Source organism: Neptuniibacter marinus, assembly GCF_001597725.1.
Taxonomy (GTDB): Bacteria; Pseudomonadota; Gammaproteobacteria; order Pseudomonadales; family Balneatricaceae; genus Neptuniibacter; species Neptuniibacter marinus.
Genome location: NZ_LUTR01000002.1, coordinates 42,727 through 63,877 on the forward strand (window position 1 = coordinate 42,727; position 21,151 = coordinate 63,877).

General features: G+C 43.6%; 23 protein-coding genes and 1 other RNA gene. 16 read left to right on the forward strand and 8 right to left on the reverse strand.

What is annotated here, in order from left to right:
* Window positions 1-73: 73 nt before the first annotated feature.
* Both dnaK and grpE read right to left on the reverse strand, forming a co-directional pair.
* Window positions 74-1,999, reverse strand: a complete 1,926-nt coding sequence (gene dnaK / locus A3774_RS02070; RefSeq protein ID WP_067862544.1) for a molecular chaperone DnaK — start codon at window positions 1,997-1,999, stop codon at window positions 74-76.
* A 154-nt stretch (window positions 2,000-2,153) separates the two neighbouring features.
* On the reverse strand, window positions 2,154-2,747 hold the full coding sequence (gene grpE, locus A3774_RS02075) for a nucleotide exchange factor GrpE (RefSeq protein ID WP_067862546.1): 594 nt from the start codon (window positions 2,745-2,747) through the stop codon (window positions 2,154-2,156).
* 195 nt (window positions 2,748-2,942) lie between these two features.
* Here grpE and recN point away from each other — a divergent pair, with 195 nt between their 5' ends.
* Window positions 2,943-4,607 carry a DNA repair protein RecN gene (gene recN, locus A3774_RS02080; RefSeq protein ID WP_067862549.1) on the forward strand — a complete coding sequence of 555 codons (1,665 nt, stop codon included), beginning with the start codon at window positions 2,943-2,945 and terminating at the stop codon, window positions 4,605-4,607.
* Between the two features lie 87 nt (window positions 4,608-4,694).
* On the opposite strand, the gene fur is transcribed toward recN, so the two are convergent.
* Window positions 4,695-5,120: a ferric iron uptake transcriptional regulator gene (gene fur, locus A3774_RS02085; RefSeq protein ID WP_067862551.1), complete on the reverse strand. Its 426-nt coding sequence runs from the start codon at window positions 5,118-5,120 to the stop codon at window positions 4,695-4,697.
* Window positions 5,121-5,237: 117 nt separating this feature from the next.
* On the opposite strand from fur, the gene A3774_RS02090 reads away from it, so the two are divergent.
* The gene (locus A3774_RS02090; protein ID WP_067862553.1) at window positions 5,238-5,585 is read left to right on the forward strand and encodes an outer membrane protein assembly factor BamE; all 348 of its coding nucleotides are present in this window, start codon (window positions 5,238-5,240) and stop codon (window positions 5,583-5,585) included.
* A 5-nt stretch (window positions 5,586-5,590) separates the two neighbouring features.
* On the opposite strand, the gene A3774_RS02095 is transcribed toward A3774_RS02090, so the two are convergent.
* The 3 genes from A3774_RS02095 to A3774_RS02105 are packed head-to-tail and all read right to left on the reverse strand — an operon-like array spanning window position 5,591 to window position 7,720.
* Window positions 5,591-5,899 carry an RnfH family protein gene (locus A3774_RS02095; protein ID WP_067862555.1) on the reverse strand — a complete coding sequence of 103 codons (309 nt, stop codon included), beginning with the start codon at window positions 5,897-5,899 and terminating at the stop codon, window positions 5,591-5,593.
* A 9-nt stretch (window positions 5,900-5,908) separates the two neighbouring features.
* The gene (locus A3774_RS02100) at window positions 5,909-6,340 is read right to left on the reverse strand and encodes a type II toxin-antitoxin system RatA family toxin (RefSeq protein ID WP_067862557.1); all 432 of its coding nucleotides are present in this window, start codon (window positions 6,338-6,340) and stop codon (window positions 5,909-5,911) included.
* A 15-nt stretch (window positions 6,341-6,355) separates the two neighbouring features.
* Window positions 6,356-7,720: a sodium-dependent transporter gene (locus A3774_RS02105; RefSeq protein WP_067862558.1), complete on the reverse strand. Its 1,365-nt coding sequence runs from the start codon at window positions 7,718-7,720 to the stop codon at window positions 6,356-6,358.
* A gap of 189 nt (window positions 7,721-7,909) precedes the next feature.
* Between A3774_RS02105 and smpB the strand changes: the two genes are divergently transcribed.
* The 14 genes from smpB (at window position 7,910) to ssrA (ending at window position 18,405) form a co-directional block, all read left to right on the forward strand.
* Entirely contained in the window at window positions 7,910-8,383 is a 474-nt protein-coding gene (gene smpB / locus A3774_RS02110) for an SsrA-binding protein SmpB (protein ID WP_067862561.1), read from the forward strand.
* Window positions 8,384-8,687: 304 nt separating this feature from the next.
* Window positions 8,688-9,815, forward strand: coding sequence for a hypothetical protein (locus A3774_RS02115; protein ID WP_067862563.1), 1,128 nt, complete (start codon window positions 8,688-8,690; stop codon window positions 9,813-9,815).
* A 4-nt stretch (window positions 9,816-9,819) separates the two neighbouring features.
* Window positions 9,820-10,356 carry a hypothetical protein gene (locus tag A3774_RS02120; RefSeq protein WP_067862564.1) on the forward strand — a complete coding sequence of 179 codons (537 nt, stop codon included), beginning with the start codon at window positions 9,820-9,822 and terminating at the stop codon, window positions 10,354-10,356.
* A gap of 131 nt (window positions 10,357-10,487) precedes the next feature.
* Window positions 10,488-11,117, forward strand: a complete 630-nt coding sequence (locus tag A3774_RS02125; protein ID WP_197467996.1) for a hypothetical protein — start codon at window positions 10,488-10,490, stop codon at window positions 11,115-11,117.
* A 14-nt stretch (window positions 11,118-11,131) separates the two neighbouring features.
* Complete coding sequence (locus A3774_RS02130) at window positions 11,132-11,626, forward strand: hypothetical protein (protein ID WP_067862568.1); 495 nt, start codon at window positions 11,132-11,134, stop codon at window positions 11,624-11,626.
* 27 nt (window positions 11,627-11,653) lie between these two features.
* Window positions 11,654-12,226: a hypothetical protein gene (locus A3774_RS02135; protein WP_075107888.1), complete on the forward strand. Its 573-nt coding sequence runs from the start codon at window positions 11,654-11,656 to the stop codon at window positions 12,224-12,226.
* A gap of 28 nt (window positions 12,227-12,254) precedes the next feature.
* On the forward strand, window positions 12,255-12,812 hold the full coding sequence (locus tag A3774_RS02140) for a hypothetical protein (protein WP_067862572.1): 558 nt from the start codon (window positions 12,255-12,257) through the stop codon (window positions 12,810-12,812).
* Between the two features lie 13 nt (window positions 12,813-12,825).
* Window positions 12,826-13,719, forward strand: a complete 894-nt coding sequence (locus tag A3774_RS02145) for a coiled-coil domain-containing protein (RefSeq protein WP_067862574.1) — start codon at window positions 12,826-12,828, stop codon at window positions 13,717-13,719.
* A gap of 27 nt (window positions 13,720-13,746) precedes the next feature.
* Window positions 13,747-14,400 carry a hypothetical protein gene (locus A3774_RS02150; RefSeq protein ID WP_067862575.1) on the forward strand — a complete coding sequence of 218 codons (654 nt, stop codon included), beginning with the start codon at window positions 13,747-13,749 and terminating at the stop codon, window positions 14,398-14,400.
* A 10-nt stretch (window positions 14,401-14,410) separates the two neighbouring features.
* On the forward strand, window positions 14,411-15,526 hold the full coding sequence (locus A3774_RS02155) for a PASTA domain-containing protein (RefSeq protein WP_067862577.1): 1,116 nt from the start codon (window positions 14,411-14,413) through the stop codon (window positions 15,524-15,526).
* A gap of 2 nt (window positions 15,527-15,528) precedes the next feature.
* Window positions 15,529-16,107, forward strand: coding sequence for a PASTA domain-containing protein (locus A3774_RS02160; RefSeq protein WP_067862579.1), 579 nt, complete (start codon window positions 15,529-15,531; stop codon window positions 16,105-16,107).
* Window positions 16,108-16,119: 12 nt separating this feature from the next.
* Window positions 16,120-16,440: a hypothetical protein gene (locus A3774_RS02165; protein ID WP_067862582.1), complete on the forward strand. Its 321-nt coding sequence runs from the start codon at window positions 16,120-16,122 to the stop codon at window positions 16,438-16,440.
* 93 nt (window positions 16,441-16,533) lie between these two features.
* The gene (locus tag A3774_RS02170; RefSeq protein ID WP_067862584.1) at window positions 16,534-17,982 is read left to right on the forward strand and encodes a hypothetical protein; all 1,449 of its coding nucleotides are present in this window, start codon (window positions 16,534-16,536) and stop codon (window positions 17,980-17,982) included.
* Window positions 17,983-18,046: 64 nt separating this feature from the next.
* Window positions 18,047-18,405, forward strand: a transfer-messenger RNA (tmRNA) gene (gene ssrA, locus A3774_RS02175).
* Window positions 18,406-19,277: 872 nt separating this feature from the next.
* Here ssrA and A3774_RS16725 read toward each other — a convergent pair.
* Both A3774_RS16725 and A3774_RS02185 read right to left on the reverse strand, forming a co-directional pair.
* Window positions 19,278-19,916, reverse strand: coding sequence for a heavy metal-binding domain-containing protein (locus tag A3774_RS16725; protein ID WP_197467997.1), 639 nt, complete (start codon window positions 19,914-19,916; stop codon window positions 19,278-19,280).
* Between the two features lie 365 nt (window positions 19,917-20,281).
* Window positions 20,282-21,034: an ABC transporter substrate-binding protein gene (locus A3774_RS02185; protein ID WP_231867920.1), complete on the reverse strand. Its 753-nt coding sequence runs from the start codon at window positions 21,032-21,034 to the stop codon at window positions 20,282-20,284.
* Between the last annotated feature and the right edge of the window lie 117 nt (window positions 21,035-21,151).

The window sequence follows — 21,151 nt, forward strand, 5'->3', positions numbered from 1 at the left end:
GAGTAAATCTGCTTTCCGGCTAAAACCGGAAAGCCAATGCTAAATAGATCCTTTAAATCAGCGTCAATACGACTTATTTTTTGTCGTCTTTCACTTCTTCAAATTCTGCATCTACTGCATCATCGTTACCGCCGGTCTGTTCTTCTCCTGCAGCACCTTGAGCCGCTTCAGCTTGTTGAGCAGCTTCAGCATACATTTTTTGTGCAACAGCAGAGATCGCTTCAGTTAATGCCGCTGTTTTAGCTTCAATCGCGTCTTTATCATCCGCTTTCAAAGCTTCTTCCAACTCAGCAGTCGCTGCTTCAACAGCCGTTTTCTCTTCCTCAGTCGCTTTATCACCCGCTTCTTCCATTGTTTTCTTAGCGGAGTGAACCATGGCATCACCCTGGTTACGAGCCTGAGTTAGTTCTTCAAACTTTTTATCTTCTTCAGCATGGGCTTCAGCATCATTAACCATCTGATCAATTTCATCATCGCTTAAACCTGAAGAAGATTTAATCACGATAGATTGCTGCTTACCTGTTGCCTTATCTTGAGCGGATACATTCAAGATACCGTTTGCATCCAAGTCGAATGTTACTTCGATCTGTGGAACACCACGTGGCGCTGGTGGAATCTCAGCCAAGTCAAAACGACCTAGTGACTTGTTCTGTGTCGCTTGCTTACGCTCACCCTGAACAACATGAATTGTTACAGCATTCTGGTTGTCATCGGCAGTAGAGAAGATCTGAGACTTCTTCGTTGGAATAGTCGTGTTCTTCTCAATAACTGGAGTAGCAACGCCACCCATAGTTTCGATGCCTAGTGTTAGCGGTGTTACATCAAGAAGTAGAACGTCTTTAACGTCGCCAGCCAGTACCGCACCTTGAATCGCAGCACCCATTGCTACCGCTTCATCAGGGTTTACATCTTTACGTGGTTCTTTACCGAAGAACTCAGACACTTTCGCCTGAACCATTGGCATACGAGTCTGACCACCAACCAAGATAACTTCGTCGACTTCAGACATGCTCAAGCCAGAATCTTTAAGTGCTAGACGACAAGGCTCAAGTGAACGTTCAACCAGCTCTTCAACCAAAGATTCAAGTTTTGAACGGCTAATTTTAACATTAAGATGTTTAGGGCCTGACGCATCAGCTGTGATGTAAGGCAGGTTAACATCAGTGCTCTGTGCAGATGACAACTCAACTTTCGCTTTCTCTGCACCCTCTTTAAGACGCTGTAGCGCAAGAGGATCGTTGTGTAGATCAATACCTGTATCTTTCTTAAACTCTGCAGCCAAGAACTCAATCAAACGTAAGTCAAAGTCCTCACCACCAAGGAACGTATCACCGTTAGTCGATAACACTTCAAACTGGTGCTCGCCATCAACTTCAGCAATTTCGATGATAGAGATATCAAATGTACCACCACCTAAGTCATAAACAGCGATTGTTTTATCACCTTTAGACTTATCCATACCATAAGCCAGTGCAGCAGCTGTTGGCTCGTTGATAATACGTTTAACGTCTAGGCCTGCAATACGGCCCGCATCTTTTGTTGCTTGACGCTGAGCATCGTTAAAGTAAGCAGGTACAGTAACAACCGCTTCAGTTACCTCTTCACCGAGGTAGTCTTCAGCTGTTTTCTTCATTTTTTTCAGAATCTCAGCAGAGACCTGAGGTGCAGCTAGTTTTTCACCTTTTACTTCAACCCAAGCATCACCGTTGTCTGCTTCAATAATTTTGTACGGCACCATTTTGATGTCTTTCTGTACAACTTCATCTTTAAAGCGACGACCGATTAAACGCTTGATCGCAAATAATGTATTATTCGGGTTAGTAACTGCCTGACGCTTAGCCGGCTGACCAACCAAAATTTCACCGTCTTCTGCGTAAGCGATGATAGAAGGCGTAGTACGATCGCCTTCAGCGTTTTCAATTACTTTAGTTGTGTCACCATCTAAAACAGAAACACAAGAGTTTGTGGTTCCTAAGTCAATACCGATGATTTTACCCATTTGTATCTGCTCCAATTCGCGCTGCCCGATTACGACGGACAGTATTTAAAACTTGTAAAAGATAGCTACACTGTCGTGCTCTCAACTATCTCTCATGCTATGCAATCTATATAAGTACGTTTTATAAGGTTTCAAGGGTTACAAGTAAAAAAACTTATCCTTTTGCAACCACAACCATCGCCGGACGTACCAACCGGCCATGTAATGTGTAACCTTTCTGCATGACAGCAATAACGCTATTAGGCTCTGCATCAGGCGCATCCACCATTGACATCGCTTGATGTAATGCAGGATCAAACGCTTCACCTAAAGGACTAACCTGTTCCATCTTGAACTTCTCAAGTCCAGACAAGAACATCTTCATCGTCATCTCAACACCTTCACGCACAGGCTGCAGTGCTTCATCATCACCAAAAGCTTCAATTGCACGCTCTAAGCTATCAACAATTGGCAGCATTTCATTAGCAAATTTTTCTACACCAAATTTATGTGCTTTTTCGACATCCTGCTCAGCACGACGGCGAACATTCTGAGCTTCAGCCTGAATTCGAAGCATCTGATCTTTCAGAGATTCAACTTCTGCTACAGCAGCAGCTAACTCTTGAGCTAATGTCTCAGCATTCTGCTCTTCGCTTTCCCCATTCTCATCAACAATCTTTTCTGCTGTTTCTGTAGCAGCATCAAGTTGCTCATCATTTACAGATTCTGTTTGCTGGTTATCTTGTGGTGTCTGTTCTTCATGTGCCATTGCTACTCTCCAGCCAGCTCCGTGTTAACGTCACGGAAAGTCTAGGTATTAATTTCATTTGCAGCTTATATGGGGCCAAAGAGATACCTTTCAACACTTTAAAGCACTTTTTTTCAGATAAATTCAGATAAATATTGCATCAGCACACAAAAAAGCTTATATAAAAGTACTGTATAAAAACACATGTAATTTATTATGCTGAATCAACTGACTATTCGTGACTTTGCAATTGTTGAAAGCCTTGATCTAGAACTCAATCAAGGCATGACTGTCGTAAGCGGTGAAACTGGGGCCGGCAAGTCCATTATGCTAGACGCTTTGGGCCTCACTTTGGGCAACCGTGCCGAAGCCGGCACTGTAAGATTAGGCGCTGACAAAGCGGATATTACAGCAAGCTTCAATATTGCTGATATACCTAGCGCAGAACAGTGGCTACAAGAGAATGACCTAGATAACTGCGGAGAGTGCATTTTAAGGCGCGTAATCACTAAAGAGGGGCGCTCTCGCTGCTATATTAATGGTCGCCCTTCACCGGCTAGTTCTGTCAAATCTTTAGGTGAACACCTGATCGCTATTCATGGCCAACATGAACATCAACGCTTATTAAAAAGGGACTATCACCGCACACTACTAGATGACTTTGCGGGACTCAATAAGCTGGCCGAGCAAACACGCCATGCATTCCAACATTGGTCAAAACTGAATACAGAACTGACCCATTTATCAGAACAAAGCGCTGAGCAAACGTCACGCATTCAATTATTGAGCTATCAAATTGAAGAACTTGACCAGCTCGCTCTACAAGAAAACGAATTGAAGCAACTTGAACAAGAACAAAAAACCTTATCCAACGCCGGCGAAATACTGAGCACAGGCCATGAATTTATAGGCCTCGCCAGTGATAACGAAAATAGTAATTGTGTGCAATCACTTAACCACTGTCGTCAGCTTCTCACGGGTATCGAGTCTGAATCCCCCTCAGTCCGCCAAGCAGCCGAAATGCTTGATTCAGCCTTAATCCAAGTAGAAGAAGCTAGTACCGAAATTCGTCACTACCTAGACAGAGTGGAGATAAACCCAACACGCCAACAAGAGGTTGAAGAGCGTTTATCAACCATTTTTGAAATTGCACGCAAACATCGTATTAAACCAAACGAGATCACAACACTACATAAAGAGCTTCAACAGGAATTCAACTCGCTCAGTCGCACCGATGAAGAACTTGAACAGTTAGAAGCATCCGTTGAGAGCGCATATTCAAGGATCATCGAACTCGCAAAAAAACTCAGCGAACAACGAAACAAAGGCGCTCAAAAATTAAGCAAACTTGTCGATCAGCAACTACATAGTTTAGGCATGCCCGCAGCGTCGTTAACTGTGCAACTATCTACTTTAGAGAAACCAACCGCTAATGGACTAGAAGATATTGAGTTCTTGATCATAACCAACCAAGGCCAGCCAGCAAAACCTCTCAACAAAATAGCATCTGGCGGTGAATTATCTCGTATCAGCCTTGCTATTCAAGTAATCACGGCACAAACATCTACCACGCCCACACTTATTTTTGATGAGGTTGATGTAGGTATAGGCGGAGCTATAGCTGAGGTTGTCGGTAAACTATTAAGAACATTAGGCCAAAGCGCACAGATTCTTTGTGTCACTCACCAACCGCAAGTTGCATCACAAGGGCATCAACATCTATTTGTCAGCAAACGTAGTGATAAGCAACAGACCCATACCCAGATAGATCAATTAACAGAAGATAGACGGATAGAGGAGATAGCTCGCATGCTTGGCGGTATATCCATTACCGAACGCTCCATTGAGCATGCTAAGGAGATGTTAGACCTACAGCATTAACCTTAAAAAAACAAGGGTTATAACAAACACTAAAAGACCAGCATAATTGCTGGTCTTTTAGAATTCACCGTAGCTAAGAATTGACGCTTACTTTTTACCTATGGAATCTTTATGGATACCGTATAGATAAAGCGTTCTATCAGTAACAACAAAACCCATAGACTCAGCAATTTCGTTTAATAGAACATTCAACCGCGGATCATTAAACTCTTTTACCATACCGCTTTTAACGCAAACAATATGATCATGTGCTTCATCACGCGCCAATTCAAAAACAGAGTGCCCACCTTCAAAGTGATGACGTGTCACTAAACCTGCGGCTTCAAACTGAGTTAATACCCTATAAACTGTTGCTAAGCCTACATCCTCGCCCTTTTCCATCAGTAATTTATAAATATCTTCAGCACTGAAATGATCACCTTCACCGGCTTGCTCCAGTATTTGATAAATTTTTACACGAGGCAAGGTAACTTTAAGACCCGCTTTTCGAAGTTCCTGATTTTCAAGTGACATAATAATTCTCTAGGCTATTTGGTGTTATCAAGTAAGCATAACAAGCTTAATAACTTGTTCAAATGCGTACGAATCTTTATTATCCGCATTTACGCACAATTGTGGAAGCAAAAACAGATGCAAAAACTACTTATTATCGCAGTACTCACTATAGCACTGTCTGGTTGTTCCGGTTTTCCTGGGGTTTATAAAATTGATATTCCACAAGGCAATGTAGTTAACCAAGAGATGGTTGACCAATTACGTCCAGGAATGACGGAAAACCAAGTCCGTTTCATTATGGGCAGCCCACTAATAACCGATACCTTCCATGAAGGCCGCTGGGACTATCTATATAGCAAGAAAAGCGGGTCAGAAAACGATGAAGGTTATATTCGCGAGCGCATATCCCTCTACTTTAAAGACGGCAAGCTATCCGGCCTAAATGGCGATTTCCGTCCAGGCGGTGGTAAAAGCGACAATTAAACCTGTTAGCGCGCAGCAGCTTCAGCTTCTTTTTTTGCTTTCATTTTAGCAGCGCGCTTTGCTCTAACCTCTTTAGGGTCTGCGATCAAAGGTCGATAGATCTCTACTCTCTGACCTTCACGCAAAACTGTTTCCTTAGGGTTTTTAATCGCTTTAGAAAAAATCCCCATGGGTGCTGTTTCTGGATCAATTTCCGGAAAGATCTCGACGATACCAGATTTGATCACGGCTTCATAAGCTGTACATTCATCTGGTACATTCAATGAAATGATTTTCTGTTCTGTGGGTAATGCAAACGCAACTTCGACAATCATATCGTGCTCTTAATCATAAATTTCATCAGCGCGACTTACGAAAGCATCAACTAAAGTCGTCGCGACTTGGTTAAATACTTTACTCATCGCAAGAGATGCAATTTTACCAGAAAACTCAAACTTAAGATTAAGGCTCACTTTGCATGCCTCATCACTGAGAATTTTAAAATCCCAAATACCAGCTAAAGAGGAAAAAGGACCCTCTACTAATTCAAGCGTCATTTGGTTAGGACGTTTTAAGTCATTACGTGTAGTAAAACTGTATTTTAGACCTGCTTTAGACAAATACAGAGTTGCGATCAACTCCTGATCCGAACGGCTAACAACTTCAGTTTTAGAGCACCAAGGCAAAAACTCAGGATAACGCTCTACATCATTAATAAGATCAAACATCTGTTCTGCAGTGTGCAACACCAATGCACTGCGATCTACCTGAGCCATACCAAAAAAATGCCCCTACTTAAGCTTCTCAATTAAATTGAGAACAAAAATCACTGACACGCCTATAGGCGCAATAAAACGCAACGCAATATACCATGCATTAAACAGCAGAGGGGAAGAGATTGCCAACTCATTGGCCACCATATCCCGCGTGATAATCCAGCCTGCAAAGATAGCAATAAACAAACCACCCAGCGGCAACATTATATTAGCCGTCATGAAATCGAGGAAATCGAATACATTAAATCCAAGTAATTTCACATCAGAGATAAAGTTGAACGAACCTAAGGCGGCAACTCCCATACCCCAAACAATCAAACCCAAAACAATACAGGCGGGAATACGATGCCAATTAAACTTTTCGACTAACCAAGCAGCCGCTGGTTCCATTAGAGATATCGCCGAAGTCCAAGCGGCGATACCCACCAGCAAGAAGAACACAAAACCAAAAACCTGTCCGCCAGGCATCTGACCAAACGCAACAGGCAGAGTCACAAACATCAAACCAGGCCCCGCTCCTGGATCCATGCCATTAGAAAAAACGATAGGAAAAATAACCAACCCAGCAATCAGGGCAACCAAGGTATCCATGATTGCGATCCAAATAACCGCACCACCGATAGACGTTTTCTTCGGCATATATGACCCATAGGCCATAATTGCTCCCATCCCCAAAGATAAAGTAAAGAATGAATGTCCTAAAGCCACTAGAACAGAATCCCAACTTAATTCAGATGGGTCATAATGAAACAAAAAATCCCAGCCCGCCGTAAACCCTTCCGTTTGCGAAGAGTATCCCAACATAACAAGCAATAAGAGAAACAATGCGGGCATAAGAAATTTAACCGCATTTTCCAATCCCTTTTTAACGCCGCCAACAATAACTAGCATGACCATCATGACAAAAATCGAGTGCCAGATAATCAATGTCTGCGGGTCATCTAATAGGTTATTAAACACAGCACCTGCGTCCGCACTGCCTATAGCAATAAAGTCGCCAACCCCCATTCCCGCGATATAAAACAACACCCAACCCGCGACAACTGAGTAGAAAGAAAAAATCATAAACCCTGCAAGAACGCCCGTCCAACCGACAAGCGACCAGTACTGAGAGCGCCCTGCTTCAAGCGCCACACTTTTCATCGCATTAATAGGACTTTGACGGCCCCGACGCCCGATGAGTACTTCGGCTATCATGATCGGCACCCCAACAAGCAAAATGCAGCAGAGGTATACCAAGACAAACGCCCCTCCCCCGTTTTCACCCGTTATATAGGGAAACTTCCAGATATTACCTAAGCCTACAGCTGATCCTGTAGCCGCTAATATAAAGATCCAACGCGATGTCCAAGCACCATGAATAGATGTTTTGTCTTGCATAAGCTGATAGCTCTCTATTTATTCTTATGATCAACAGATAGCGAAATTCTTTCATCTATACTTCAAAAGCACAACGAAAAATAATCACTTTCCAACCATTAAAAAAGTACGGCAACGCCATTTCACACAACGGTAAATATTATTAGAACTGCTTTCTTTGCTTTGATCTGCACTATATAATCGCCCGCCATGGCTAAAAAGAAAAAAGCCCCATCAGGCAACACCATCTGTCAAAACAAAAAAGCACGTCACGAGTTCCTTATTGAGGATAAATTCGAGGCGGGCTTAGTGCTGACCGGATGGGAAGTAAAAAGTTTACGCGAAGGTCGCGCACAGCTCGTTGAATCTTATGTGAATATTCATAAGGGAGAAGCGTGGCTTGTGGGCGCCCATTTCACACCATTAAAGACAGCCTGCACCCACGTGGTCGCAGACCCTACACGTCAAAGAAAACTACTCTTAAATCATCGAGAGCTAGTTAAAATCATTAGCGCGATCAATGCTAAAGGTCTTACCTGCGTCCCACTTGCGCTCTATTGGAAAGGTAATCACATTAAATGTGAAATAGCCTTAGCCAAAGGTAAAAAACAGCATGACAAACGTGCTGCTGATAAAGATAAAGACTGGGCACTACAAAAACAGCGTTTAATGGCAGCTAGATAAATTGAGCAGCGACACTTGCCTAAGTGTCGCCCTCCCCCCTTGAATATGTTTTCTCATGTCATCGCTCAATTAAATGAACTTTAATCACGCTGCGCTGCAACGTAAAAATTAACAACCATTCGTAGAATCAACAACTTATTAAGTACTCAGGTAATTCCCTTAACACCCTATTTTATCCTCAGATAAACAAGCGTTTAAAATATACGTTTTCACCTCTTGATTTTGATCATTTCTAGTGCAATAGTTTACTCCAAAAAGCACATCACAGCGTGTTTTATGCAGCAGGGCGTTCAGGGAGAATAACGTGCAGTCACAGGGATATCAGTTACAAGTCAACAGCATAGGTGACGCAAATGCATTGACTATTAGTGCAGCTCATCAACATTTCGGGCTTTCTAAACAAGAGTGTGTTCAACGAATACTTACCTCGCCTTCTATACTTCAGTCTAATCTCAGCCAAGAGCGAGCGTCACAATTGAAAGCTGCGCTCAGCGACTTCAAGCTACCTTGTGAAATTGTTGGCAATGATGTCGTTATAGATACCGATACAACACAATACGAACTAGCCGCTCACATAAAAAGATTTGATCACGCAGCCGAATTTGCTGCTGAAATTGCAGCATTTACAGGGCAGACCGGCGAAGAAATTATCAAAAGTCTGACCCAAGTTCCCGCCATACTTTTAGGGCGCTTATCCAAAACGGTTGCCGCAGACCTTATCAGACGCTTTAGTAAACCTGGTATAGAGTTAGTTGCCTCAGCACCGGCAACTGCGCTTTATACTGTAATGGCATTTATGCCTAGTTATAATGAATCAATCCGAAGCCAATACATTAGCCTAGGCCTTAAACCCAATACTAATGAAGTCACCTGTAAACAGTGGTCAGCTAACAACTTAAGTTACAGCGCAGCACAAGATATATGGCAAAAAGCAACATCACTTCATCTTCCTGTAATTATCCAGAATCATGATTATTTCAGGTTTAACCTCGCCCTTGACACTGTACCTTCAGAATTAGATTTCGACTCTTTTTCAAACTGGTTAACTGAGCAATTCTCAATACCCGAAAAGATCCATAGGAAACTAATCAACTCCCTACCCATTGTATTAGAACGCTCTATTCCACTTGAGGATACCCAAAAACATCTAGCTGTAATGTATGAATTGGGTTGCCAAGGGAGTGCAATATCAGTAGCGGGAGAGAAATATAATATCGAATTCAAAAACATAACCCCAAACACCCAACAAGCTCTAAGTAACCTGCTTAACAGTATTATGGGAAGAACAATACTGCTACCAACACCTAAAGATGGCATAAGCACAACCCCCTTAGCCGCTAATATCCATCAAGCATTGTGGATTACACACGAAGCAAAGAAAGCTGGATTGCTCGCACGCCTTATTCCAACAACCGAATCAAAAGGCCAATAAAGTCATGGATGCTGAACAAATCAGTTTTGGCGGAGCCTTAGAAGAGATCGCTTCCCTGCTAAAACGGCGACAATATGAACCCGCAGTTCAAGCTATCCACGTGCTAAGTCAGGCAGCTATGCGGCAAAATATTCAACTGATATTACAGCGCTATTTAGCCGAGTTAAGCATGGAATGCTTAGAGTTATGCGGGCAACTTAATACAGCACTCGATATTTGCGAACACAGCCTCGAACAATATGCAGAAGCTGCAGACAGTTTATCGACAGAAGCGAAAAAAGATCAGATCACACTAGAGATGAGAAAGCTCTGTTTGTTAGTCAAACTTGATATGCGCGATCAACTCGTCGCTCAGAACAAACACCTCATTTCACTCTGTACAGCCCAACAACAAGCAACATTGCAACCCATATTAAACCGTATAAATAGGTATAGCAGCGCTTCATCTGGCCGCTTAACTCAAGAACAACAAGGCTTAGGGTTATTTCATCTATCTGACCGACTTGTTCGAGAGGGCGCTAAAGCCATTGGCTTAGCTTAAAACTGAGCGCCAATACAAATTTATACATTGCTGTAGAAAGGAATTCTCTTACTGCATAAGTGCAGTAATAAACGCAATAGATCTGTGCATAGGTCAACCGATTAGCTCAGGCTAATCAACAAAGGGAGAGTATGATGAATTTTGATAACGAAGTCGCCGGAATGACACCGGGTCAGGCACTCATGGATGTGCCCATCCCTAAGCTTATCGAAAACACCGCGAAAGCAATCGCCTCCGCACAATATGAACTCGATGCGACCTCAGTGCGTGCAGCTACGCTACTCAGTGAGACACAAGTAACCTTCAATGATGCGCAAGGCGTACCTCGAGATAGGAGCTTACTTGAACTTGGTTTTATCCCACAGTTCTATCACTTTACTGAAACGGAGATGGAGTTCAAAGTTACCATTTCCGTACGGGTTGAATCAGGCATAGATATTGGCGGTGAACTAGAAGCCGGAACACCAGAAAACTCAAGCTTTCCTGTCGCATTTGCTGGCAGTATCTCTTTCGACCTACACCACAAATATGAGTTTGATATGGAAGCCGTCTCCCGTATCAAAACCACTATGCGCTCAGTTCCACCACCGCAAGCATTTTTAGATGCTATAAAGACCCATGCTGCAAACGGCGGCGGGCGCATTGCTTCCGATCCAAATCCCGCACCATTAGTTGATACACCTGCAGATCCTATCAACATTGACACGCCTGCGGATAACGACACACCGACCGACAATGGCGATACGGACACCGACGGCTAACCTGGAGCACTAAAATGTCACATAACAAAGTGATGGCAAGTTTAGAGCAATCCCCACTGCCAGGGCTTCTTAATCAGCTGGGTACCGCCATTGCCTCAGCGCAACGTGAGCTCGATATCAACTCTATCAATATGGCGATGCAGCTCGGTGATGCGGAAGGGCATGGAGTCGATGTAGGGGATGGTGAAAAACAATCGCTAATTAGCCTTGGATTTGCGCCTGTTTTTTATCACTTCACAGAAGCAACCATCGATCTAAAAGTCTCCTTATCGTCCTCAACCAGCAGAGAAGCCAGTTTTGGCACCTCAGTCATGGCTGGCGGCACCGCCTACTTCGTTATGTTTGCCGCGACGGTCAGCGCATCTTTCAGTAGTAAATATAGTTTCTCATCTGAAGCGAGCAGCTCAATAACAGCCAGAATTTCATCCATTCCACCCCCTAATGCTTTTCAAAACTGGCTCGCCAGTCGGCAACCAACCTCAACCAATAATAACGATACTAACGAATAAATTAGCAATATTTACAGGAGTTAACTCATGTCAAACATAGGAAGAGATCTACTAAATGTCCCCATGGGGGAGATGATCCGAGAGATGGCGTTTGCTATCGCCGACGCCCAATATGAATTGGACCAAGCCAGTGTACATGTAGCCCAAATGATGGGCGGGCGATTACCTATACTCGATGACAGCGGCAATATCACTGGTACTGAAGATACACGGGTATATTTTGGTAAAGATGAAGAGGGGAAATCACAAAAGCTCAGCATGATGGAATTAGGCTTTTCACCTACGTTCTACCAATTCACTAATAACATTATTGAAGTGAAAATTGCGATAAAAATGTCTCGTGAAATTGAACGTACAACCACAACCAATAGCACCCGCGACAACTACAAACGAAGCTCAAGCTTCTTTGGCCGTTTATTTGGCAGCAAAACAAAAGTAGGAACAACCACCGTCGACGCCACCTACTCAAGCAAATATAACTACAGTGCTGAAGGGGCCAGCTTATTACGCTGTAACTTAGTTCCGATTCCTGCACCGGCAATGTTTGAAGAACGGGTTCGAGCATTACTTGAAAATGACAATCCATCCGATGAAACCTAATGTCAAACTAAAATAGGAGCAACAGATTATGCCTCGTAGAAGCATTGGACGTGAACTAAGTGATGTCCCTTTTGGTGAAATGATAACCGGCATGGGGATGGCCATTGCAGAAGCTCAGTATGCAATGGATGAAAGCGGTCTACGCCTCGCCCAGATGATGAGCGGTGAATATGAAGTCACCGAAGTAGACCCCATTACAGGCGCTACATCGGTCACAAAAAAAGAATCTCTTGTTCATTTTGATGGCCAAAAAATGTCCTTAATTGAACTGGGCTTCACACCCACATTTTATCAATTTACCGATACAACTATTGAGATAAAAATCTCTATCAGTTTTACCGAGCAATCTGAGTTCGAACGCAAAAGCTCGAGTAAATCCGTCAGCGCAACTGCGACCGGTTTTATCATAGGTGCACATGCCAAAGTTAGAACCACATCCGTAAGCGCTCGCTATGCCAATAAATACAACTACTCGGCCGAAGGTTCTAGCTTAATGCGAAGCCGTATTATGCCTACGCCTCCACCGGCAGTTTTAGAAGAGCGCATTAGAGCTATTGTTGAGAGAAACCAACCTGACTCAGAATAAAAAAACCTAAGTGATGAGTGACTACCTTGACTGGAGCGACCTACTGGAAGAAGAGGATTCAAACGATTCACCTCAGTCTTCCACTACGCCGCTATTTGAAAGCGAAAAAAAATCACTAGCTGATCTACTGCAAATGGATCAAGTCTCAGATGAGCTTAAACATCTGATAGCGCACCATCAAGCTCTTGAACAGGAGATGGATCAATTATTAGGACGAACAAAGGCAGAAGAGAATAGCTGGGATAACCTACGTTTCCCGATGCCCGTTCACACTGCCAAATCGCGCCTACAAGATAAACAAGCAGCCAAAGCTGAACTTCTGTTGGCAGAACAAAAGAAAAGATGGCTAGAACAATCAAAACTAAAACGTAAACAAGAACAACAAAAAGAAGAACAAGCAAAAGCGTTAAAAACGGCGCAGCTTATTCGCAAAAAAATTGACACCAAAAACAAATTACAGCGCCAACAAAAGCTCGACCAATTAAAACGCGAGGCTTTAAATCAACAACTATTACAGCGTCAACGCAACGAAACATTACAACGCGAACGCCAAGAACGTTTAGCAATACAAAGACAGGAAGCATTAACACGTTTAGCGGCTGAACAGCAACGAATAGAACTACAAAGACAACAAGCACAGAAAATAGCTTTAGAAAACAAACAACGCCAAACCGAATACTTACTGCGGGAAGAAAGGCTAAAGAAAAAGCCTACCGACCCAGAGCAGGAAAATAGAGAAGCTGCAGCGGAAAAAGAGCTAGAACAACGACAAAACAGACTTCAAACACTCTTAGCTCGCAGAAAAGAAGAAGCGCGCCAACAGCAGTTAAACGATGAGAAACGGCGACAGCGCGCACTGCAAAAAAAAATGGACAGACGAGCAGAAAATGCCCGCTGGGGATTTTAGATCCAATGAATAGGTGGAGTAGATAACATGTCGAATCAGGTTGCCCAAGGGCAAAATTTAGATGACTTCCTGATCAATCTGGCTGATGGCCTGACCCAAGCACAAAGTCGGCTTAACAAAACGCCTGTACTCAATGCATATGGCCAAGAAGCGCTTGTTTACCATATCCCTAAAATGGAATTTGAGCTAAAGCTTGATATGACGTCAACATCCTCTTCCGAGGGTAGTAAGCAAGGTCGTTACACTAAAAAATTAGCATTTAAGCCATCCTCTGCAACGAATCAGACCCAAAGCGCCAGCAGCGTAATTCGAGGCGTAATGGTCGCCACACCGATTGATTCTGGACGGCCGACACCGATCATCACCCTGTCAGCTACAAAAAAATCGGCTACCCAAGTAACTATTGAGATACGCGGCCAAGACAGTCTAGGCACGCCCCTGAATAACAGTGTTGTTGAGGTAAATATCGACCGAGAACTATCCGAGAAGCTTAATAAACAAGAAAGAAGAGGCGCCTTACACAAAAGCACAAAACTTACTTTATCGACCTTAGAGCTTGACGATACAGGCTATGCCTCCTGCCAACTCAGCATCGCAAAAACAGAAAGTAAAAATCAGATTATCGCGATCAGTGCCGATCTGTTTTCACAAACCGAAACTCTGCTATATCGGCATCAATAGGAGATAACCAATGGCACTGTCAATTACAGCCAAGCTTCTTGATAACAATGGCAAAGCCCTAAAAAATGCCTTTGTAGATGTCTGTTTCTACGCTGCAAATGGTCGAATACAACGTATTGCTTCGGGTAGAACACTCGCAAGCGGTCTATTCAAAGCACAAGGCAGTGTAAACCTTACAGGATATTTACCGCGCGTCTTGCTACGAACTCAACACAAAAATAACTGGCTCAACCTAACCAACACACCAAAAAGCTATAGCAGCGCAAAATTGGATTTTGGCAACGTAAAAGTCAGTTTTAGTCCTGTTCTAACCGTTGCTAACACCATCTTCCATACAATTCCAACATCAATTACTGGGATTCCAGCAGCAGCCAGTAACACCGAAAGCGTAAAACAATTAAACACTCTTAAAGTTTCTAATCAAACACTAGAAAAACAGCTACAAGCCAGTAAAAAAGCGGAATCAACGCTAAAGCTTGAGATTGACCAGTTACGAAAAGTCACTCAGACAGCCAAGGTAGATCCTGCCATAACCAAGCAACTGTCGACGCTTCAGCTACATAATAAAAACCTAACCGAGCAACTAAAAGGCAAAGAGAAGCGTATAAAGGAACTCGAAAGAATAGATCCAAATGCCAAAATAAGCTTACAAACAGAAGAGCTTAATAAGGATGAAATGATCTCATCAGCTATGGCTGCGCTTAACAAAGCCGATACTGCCAACAATGGCCGCTTCCAACTAAAAAGTGCTCGTATGGATCTAAAAGTGCTGCCCGGTAGCAGTAAAGATAAAATACGACTCGTCAAAGATGCCAATAGCCTAACCTTAATTGATCCCGCCATGCTCTCGACACTGATACTCGACTTAGATGTCTCAGGCACTCAAGAAACAACCACAACTGAAAAACTAAAAATGCCCGACCTCATCGGCTATACCCGCAGCTTAGCTAATCGAAGACTCGATGAGATGCAGCTCGATGCCCAGTGGTACAACCAACAACTAACAAAAGAACAGCAAAGTGAAACCGGCAAAATTATTAGCCAATCACCTAAAGCTGGCACAGCAATCGATAGCGACACTGAAATCATGTTAATTATCGGGGTTTCCCCCAGTACAGGAGCTTAAACATGTCACAAAAGAATATCTTTCAGGATGTGTTAGCAGCACCCCTTGGTGATATGGTCGCCGAAATCGGTACAGGCATAGCTAATGCTCAGTACGCCATCGACGCTAAAACCATCGAAAACATGAAGGAAATCTACCGCAGTGATGATGAAACCATCACCGAGTTAAGAAACATCGGTTACCGCCCTACTTGGTATGTTATCCCAGAGGCTACTGCTGAGATCAATATGGCCCTCTCATTGAGACAAACCTTAGACAACAATGGCAAACGAACCACTGAACTACAAGGCACGACCGTCGATGCTAGCTACCAAAATCAGTACGATTTTAATGTACAGGCCAGTAGCAAGCTGACCCTTAAGTTTTTACCTGTACCGGCACCTACACAGATCGATGATCTTAATATTGTCCCGAACATAACAGGACAACCTTTAGCTACTGCAAAAGTGCTACTCCAACGCTTAGGTATCAGTTTCAACCTCAGCCCTAAAAACGTATCTGATAGCAAAATCGTCACCGCCACAGATCCACAGGCAGGCGAACTGATAGAGGCTGATCAAGTCTTAACCATAAAGGTTTAACGGGTGAAGATTATGAATATTTCAGCTACCCAACTCGCTAATATGCTGCGAACCCTTGTCAATCAGTCATCACAACAAAGACAAAACGAGCAGCCAACTCCTGAGCAATCCCTACAGCAAGCATTAAATCCCGAACAATTACTAAGCTCACTAGGAAGCTCTTTATCATCACCTGGACAAAACGATCTACTGGGTAGCTCTGGATTACAAAACTCTCTTCGGCAACTAAGTAATCAATCCAACTTAGACGCCTCAAAGTTAAATGCACTATCGGAGCAATTAACACCCCATATAGAAAACGCGATCAAAAATGGGGATTTCTCCGACCAATAAAAAAAGACACTGTTTTAAAGCACAACATTGATGGATCAAATGCAGTAAATACCTATATAAAAAATTGGCTATAAATCGCCAGAAGGAGGCAACATGTGCAATCCAGGACAAGACGTTTCGACCGCGCTCTCGCGCGCTGGCAGAGATGGCTTAAACAACCGAATTACGCCCCAACAATCTCTGACGATTAATGCATTTGATCGTATTGTCGCCACACTTAGTGCACACCCTATTGATGAAGGTTACTTCTGGGATTCGGTTAACAGCCTTGAACACTACGTCGACCATACCGATTCATTTAACCGAGCACTTCGCGCCCAAGCATTTAGAACCTTTGCGGCTAGCCACACTCAAGACCAAGTAAACAATAATATCTGGAATGCCATCGGACGCCGCTACGCTAACATGAGTCAAGACCATCGAGGCACCCTTAATGTATTCCTGCGCGATAAAGTTAGAGACTCGTTAAGCGGTCAACTAGCCTGGGAAACCCACTCCCAAGCCGTCAGCATGATGGATCAAGCAGTTAGATCACTCAATGCGCTGGCCTCTAACGACACGCAACTACAAGAATGGAAAGCACGCTTACAAGCAATGCTATCCTCACCCGACCAAACCATTCAACGTGCAGGGCAGCAAGTCATGGACGGTCTAGGTATAGAATCGGTTGTCGCACTCGATAGCACCGAAAGAATGGCGAGCAGTATTCGCGCTACCAGCCGCTTAATCACAGACACCCTAGAAAACTTTCGCATTATCGCCCCACAAAATCTATTTAAAACCATCTCCCAACTTCCCGGAGCAAAAGAGAGCCTTATCCGCTCACTCGGCGCTAGTCAAAGCAGCTTTATTGTTCTCTGTATCAATCAAGCCGTCAGCCGAGGTGAATCACAACTTAGTACCGAAAGCTGGGTACGGTCAATATCTGGTATCACTGCCGGCATAGCGGTCAGCATCATTACCGGAGGGGCAGGCACCCCCGCAGTACTTGGCTTCCTTGCCGGTGCTAGCACTAGTGCCGTTATGGGCCTCCCGGGTTTACTTCAATCGATCCGTGCCGTTGATGAAGCGCGTATAGGCGAAGCATCCGGCGTTATGGATGATCAAGCTATTGAACGAGCAAGCTCAGCCCAAAACTGGTCGACCGGCACCTACATTGCTGGGATATTGATACCTAATGGTGCAGGTAGTTACGTTAGTAGCCGAATAATTGACTCTAATACCGCTTTAGCAGCAGGAGTAGCCGTTGGTGCGGGACTATCAACTATATTAGAAATCATTGGCGCGCTTGCCCCTTCCAGCCGCGAAAGCGCAGGTTTTACGGCCCTATGGGAAAAACTTAACTCGATGACGCCAGAAGCACGGGAAGAGTACTCAACAGCTTTCGATACGGTTATGGAACAGAAAAATATTCCACAAAGCGCCAGACCTGCGGTACTTGCCGCCTTTGTTGAAAATAACTTAGCATCGTTAGATAAAACCGCATCAAAAGCAAGTAAAGATCTAGAAAGTTATTGTGATCAATTGGGCCGTCAGCAATAGATAAAAAATTTATTACAGAAAGACTTAGGCACAAAGGAAAACAAACGCTATAATACGCCCATCTGGGGATGACTTGGCTTCGACGCTGATTACAAAACCTTAGGTGCATGTCGAGAATGTAGTGATTCTCGTAAATCCCTCACTACACAGTTATAGTTGCAAACGACGATAACTACGCTCTAGCCGCATAAGTCGGCTTGTGCCGCTCCTTCAGGTGTCTGTAACTAGAGGATTTTGCGGTATCATTCGAGACAGAATCGCCCGGACGCTTTGCCTCAAGCTGAACGGTTAAAACTAAAGAGGCTCGCCCATAACACCCTGGCTCTCGGGTCGTGACGGGTTAATTAAATAGAGAAGCCTAAACATGTAGATCTTGAGGCGGAGGATTGACGGACGCGGGTTCGACCCCCGCCATCTCCACCAAATTGATAAACGAAGACGTCCTAGGGCGTCTTTTTTTATGCCTGAACCCCTTGAATCTCCTCACTTCCACACCTAACATCATTCTTAGGGGTTCCGAACATATCCTCAAAAAGCCCCCACCCTTGGGGGCTTTACTGGGGGCCTTTGCATTCCCACGCAGGAGCATGGGAACGAGTTTACAACCTTAACCCCATGCGAGGGCGTAGACCCGCCAAGCGGATACAGTCAGTAATTTATAATACATTATGACATCCACCAGCGAATTCATTTTTTAAAAAGAAAGCAGCTAATAAGTAGGTAGCCATACAAAGCTGGGGGTACAAGAGCAACAAAAAATAAACATATCTATTTTAAAACAGTTAGTTATATAGTTTATTCGTTAGACGCCATCCACCAAATACCGCAAAAAGCCCCGTTAATCGGGGCTTTTTGTTATTTAGCCTATCTCAAACACTCACACACGACCTAGCTCCCATGCTCTGCGTGGTGGCCGATGCTGATTTGCATTCCCACGCAGGAGCATAGGAACGAGCTGAAACCAATCTCACACACTTCGTTCTACGCTTAATGCGGTTCGGCCATCACCTTTTAATCATTTACAACAATTTCACTCAAACCATGCTTTTTAGCAAACTCTGTTAGTTTGCCGGTTTGCTTCATAGTTAACAGAAAGTCATCGATCTCTTGCAACCAATCTAGCTCCCCTTTAGGTACAGCATAGGCATATTCCGTAGGTGCAAGTGATTCCTTATCTCGCCTATCTCAAACACGACCTAGCTCCCACGCTCTGGGTGGTAGCCGATGCTGACTTGCATTCCCACGCATGAGCATGGGAACGAGGTGAAACCAACCTCACACACTGCGTTAGTTCATTACGGGCTTAGCTTAACAGCAGTCCCAGTGGCTACTAAAAATAGCATTGACTTACCACTTCCACTAATTTCAGAATAATTCAGTGATACGCCAATCACAGCATTAGCATTTAAAGAAACTGCAATTTTCCTGAGTTCCATCAAACACTCCTGTTTAGCTTCACCTAATGCGTTTTGATAAGCTTTACTTCTTCCTCCTACCATATCTCTAACAGCCACAAACACATCTTTAAAAACATTCATACCGATTACACATTCAGCAGAAACTATATCGAGCGTTTCAACCACTGGGCGTGTTTCGACGTATGGCGCTGTTGTTAAAATCACCTCCAACAAATGTGGCTCTGCTTTTAAAGCATCTTGTCGACTAGCAACCTTCTCCAATAGCCCGTCTACTATCTCAGGAACTAGGTTAATACCCAACGTTCCAGCCTCGATAACTTTGGAGACAACGATTTGCCCTCTCAACAGCTCAACATTAACTAAGGTTCCAGCCTTTTCAGTCATCAACTCTATTAATTGATCAACTGTTTCAATATTTTCACCATCAACGCCAATGATGAAATCATCTTTATATATACCCGCTTTCTGCCCAGCACTGCCCTCTGCTGGAACAGCTACAACCTGCAATCCAATCATTATTTAAATCCATTTTGGTAAAAATTCAGTCAGATTTCGCATAAAACAATGCACCTATAAACAGCCCACACTCAATGCGTAGCTGCAGAAATCGAATACTGGCTAATTGCGATTAATTTAACCTAGTGTAAACACAAACGGCAGCATCCATTCTGACGGAGCGCGGTTAGCACAAGCTTCAGCTAAAGAATGGCAAAGCTGGAAGTGACAAGCACTCCCCCACTTGGCTCCCACGCTCTGCGTGGTAGCCGATAGCGTCGCCGTATCGAACAGCCTGACTTGCATTCCCACGCAAGAGCATGGGAATGAGGTGATCCTATCTCACACACTTCGTTCTACGCTTAATGCGGTTAGACCATCACCTTTTAATCATTCACAACAATTTCACTCAAACCATGCTTTTCAGCAAATTCTGTTAGTTTGCCGGTTTGCTTCATGGTTAAAAGGAAATCATTTATCTCTTGTAACCAGTCCAGTTCGCCTTTGGGAACTGCATAGGCATATTCCGTAGGTGCGAGTGATTCTTGAGGTTTAAAAAGCACCGCCCATGAGGTGAGCTGTGTCATGCGTTTTCCGTAGGGGTAGTCCGCCATAAATACATCCGCTCGGCCACTTAGCACTTCCTGTTCTCGGGCTTTAAAGCTGTCCACTACTGTGACTTTAGCGTTTTTAATATAACCCTTAAGCACAGGTTCCATAAACGTCCCCCGCTGTACAACAACGATATTGCCGTATTCATCAATCTCCTCCCAGCTGGTGATATACTGGTTATCTTTTGTACTTACCGCATAAATATCACTTTTTAAATAAGGAGAAGAGAATTCCATATAAGTTTTACGATCGTCTCTTATTCCAACTGCATGCATTGCGATATCGCAGGCATCATTGGATAAATTCTCAACTAAGCTGGAGAAAGAACTCTCCACAAATCTTAGTGTTACACCCATAAAAGTAGATAACTCCCGAGCCATATCTATGTCGATGCCTTCGAGGCGGCCAGTTCTGGGGTTTTTGTAACTTATGGCAAAATAATCAGGCCAATAACACACTTTAAGCTCACCTAATTCACGTACTTTTTCACCTCTTAAACTTGAAGCAGCAGATTGATTTATAAGCAATATCAGACACAATGCTATAAGTTGAATTAGCCTACATTTATACTTAGTTGCTCTCATTTAGATAATCCATTACGTCCAAGTTTTTTCCGCTTCATTACTGATAACAAACACAATTAG

Coding starts and splice junctions, on each gene's coding strand:
- A3774_RS02155 (WP_067862577.1), top strand. CDS start 14,411: ATGGCACTGTCAATTACAGCCAAGCTTCTTGATAACAATGGCAAAGCC.
- A3774_RS02120 (WP_067862564.1), top strand. CDS start 9,820: ATGGATGCTGAACAAATCAGTTTTGGCGGAGCCTTAGAAGAGATCGCT.
- A3774_RS02145 (WP_067862574.1), top strand. CDS start 12,826: ATGAGTGACTACCTTGACTGGAGCGACCTACTGGAAGAAGAGGATTCA.
- grpE (WP_067862546.1), bottom strand. CDS start 2,747: ATGGCACATGAAGAACAGACACCACAAGATAACCAGCAAACAGAATCT.
- A3774_RS02140 (WP_067862572.1), top strand. CDS start 12,255: ATGCCTCGTAGAAGCATTGGACGTGAACTAAGTGATGTCCCTTTTGGT.
- A3774_RS02100 (WP_067862557.1), bottom strand. CDS start 6,340: ATGGCTCAGGTAGATCGCAGTGCATTGGTGTTGCACACTGCAGAACAG.
- A3774_RS02105 (WP_067862558.1), bottom strand. CDS start 7,720: ATGCAAGACAAAACATCTATTCATGGTGCTTGGACATCGCGTTGGATC.
- dnaK (WP_067862544.1), bottom strand. CDS start 1,999: ATGGGTAAAATCATCGGTATTGACTTAGGAACCACAAACTCTTGTGTT.
- A3774_RS02135 (WP_075107888.1), top strand. CDS start 11,654: ATGTCAAACATAGGAAGAGATCTACTAAATGTCCCCATGGGGGAGATG.
- smpB (WP_067862561.1), top strand. CDS start 7,910: ATGGCTAAAAAGAAAAAAGCCCCATCAGGCAACACCATCTGTCAAAAC.
- A3774_RS02095 (WP_067862555.1), bottom strand. CDS start 5,899: ATGATTGTCGAAGTTGCGTTTGCATTACCCACAGAACAGAAAATCATT.
- A3774_RS16725 (WP_197467997.1), bottom strand. CDS start 19,916: ATGATTGGATTGCAGGTTGTAGCTGTTCCAGCAGAGGGCAGTGCTGGG.
- A3774_RS02090 (WP_067862553.1), top strand. CDS start 5,238: ATGCAAAAACTACTTATTATCGCAGTACTCACTATAGCACTGTCTGGT.
- A3774_RS02130 (WP_067862568.1), top strand. CDS start 11,132: ATGTCACATAACAAAGTGATGGCAAGTTTAGAGCAATCCCCACTGCCA.
- A3774_RS02150 (WP_067862575.1), top strand. CDS start 13,747: ATGTCGAATCAGGTTGCCCAAGGGCAAAATTTAGATGACTTCCTGATC.
- A3774_RS02125 (WP_197467996.1), top strand. CDS start 10,488: ATGATGAATTTTGATAACGAAGTCGCCGGAATGACACCGGGTCAGGCA.
- A3774_RS02160 (WP_067862579.1), top strand. CDS start 15,529: ATGTCACAAAAGAATATCTTTCAGGATGTGTTAGCAGCACCCCTTGGT.
- A3774_RS02165 (WP_067862582.1), top strand. CDS start 16,120: ATGAATATTTCAGCTACCCAACTCGCTAATATGCTGCGAACCCTTGTC.
- fur (WP_067862551.1), bottom strand. CDS start 5,120: ATGTCACTTGAAAATCAGGAACTTCGAAAAGCGGGTCTTAAAGTTACC.
- A3774_RS02170 (WP_067862584.1), top strand. CDS start 16,534: ATGTGCAATCCAGGACAAGACGTTTCGACCGCGCTCTCGCGCGCTGGC.
- recN (WP_067862549.1), top strand. CDS start 2,943: ATGCTGAATCAACTGACTATTCGTGACTTTGCAATTGTTGAAAGCCTT.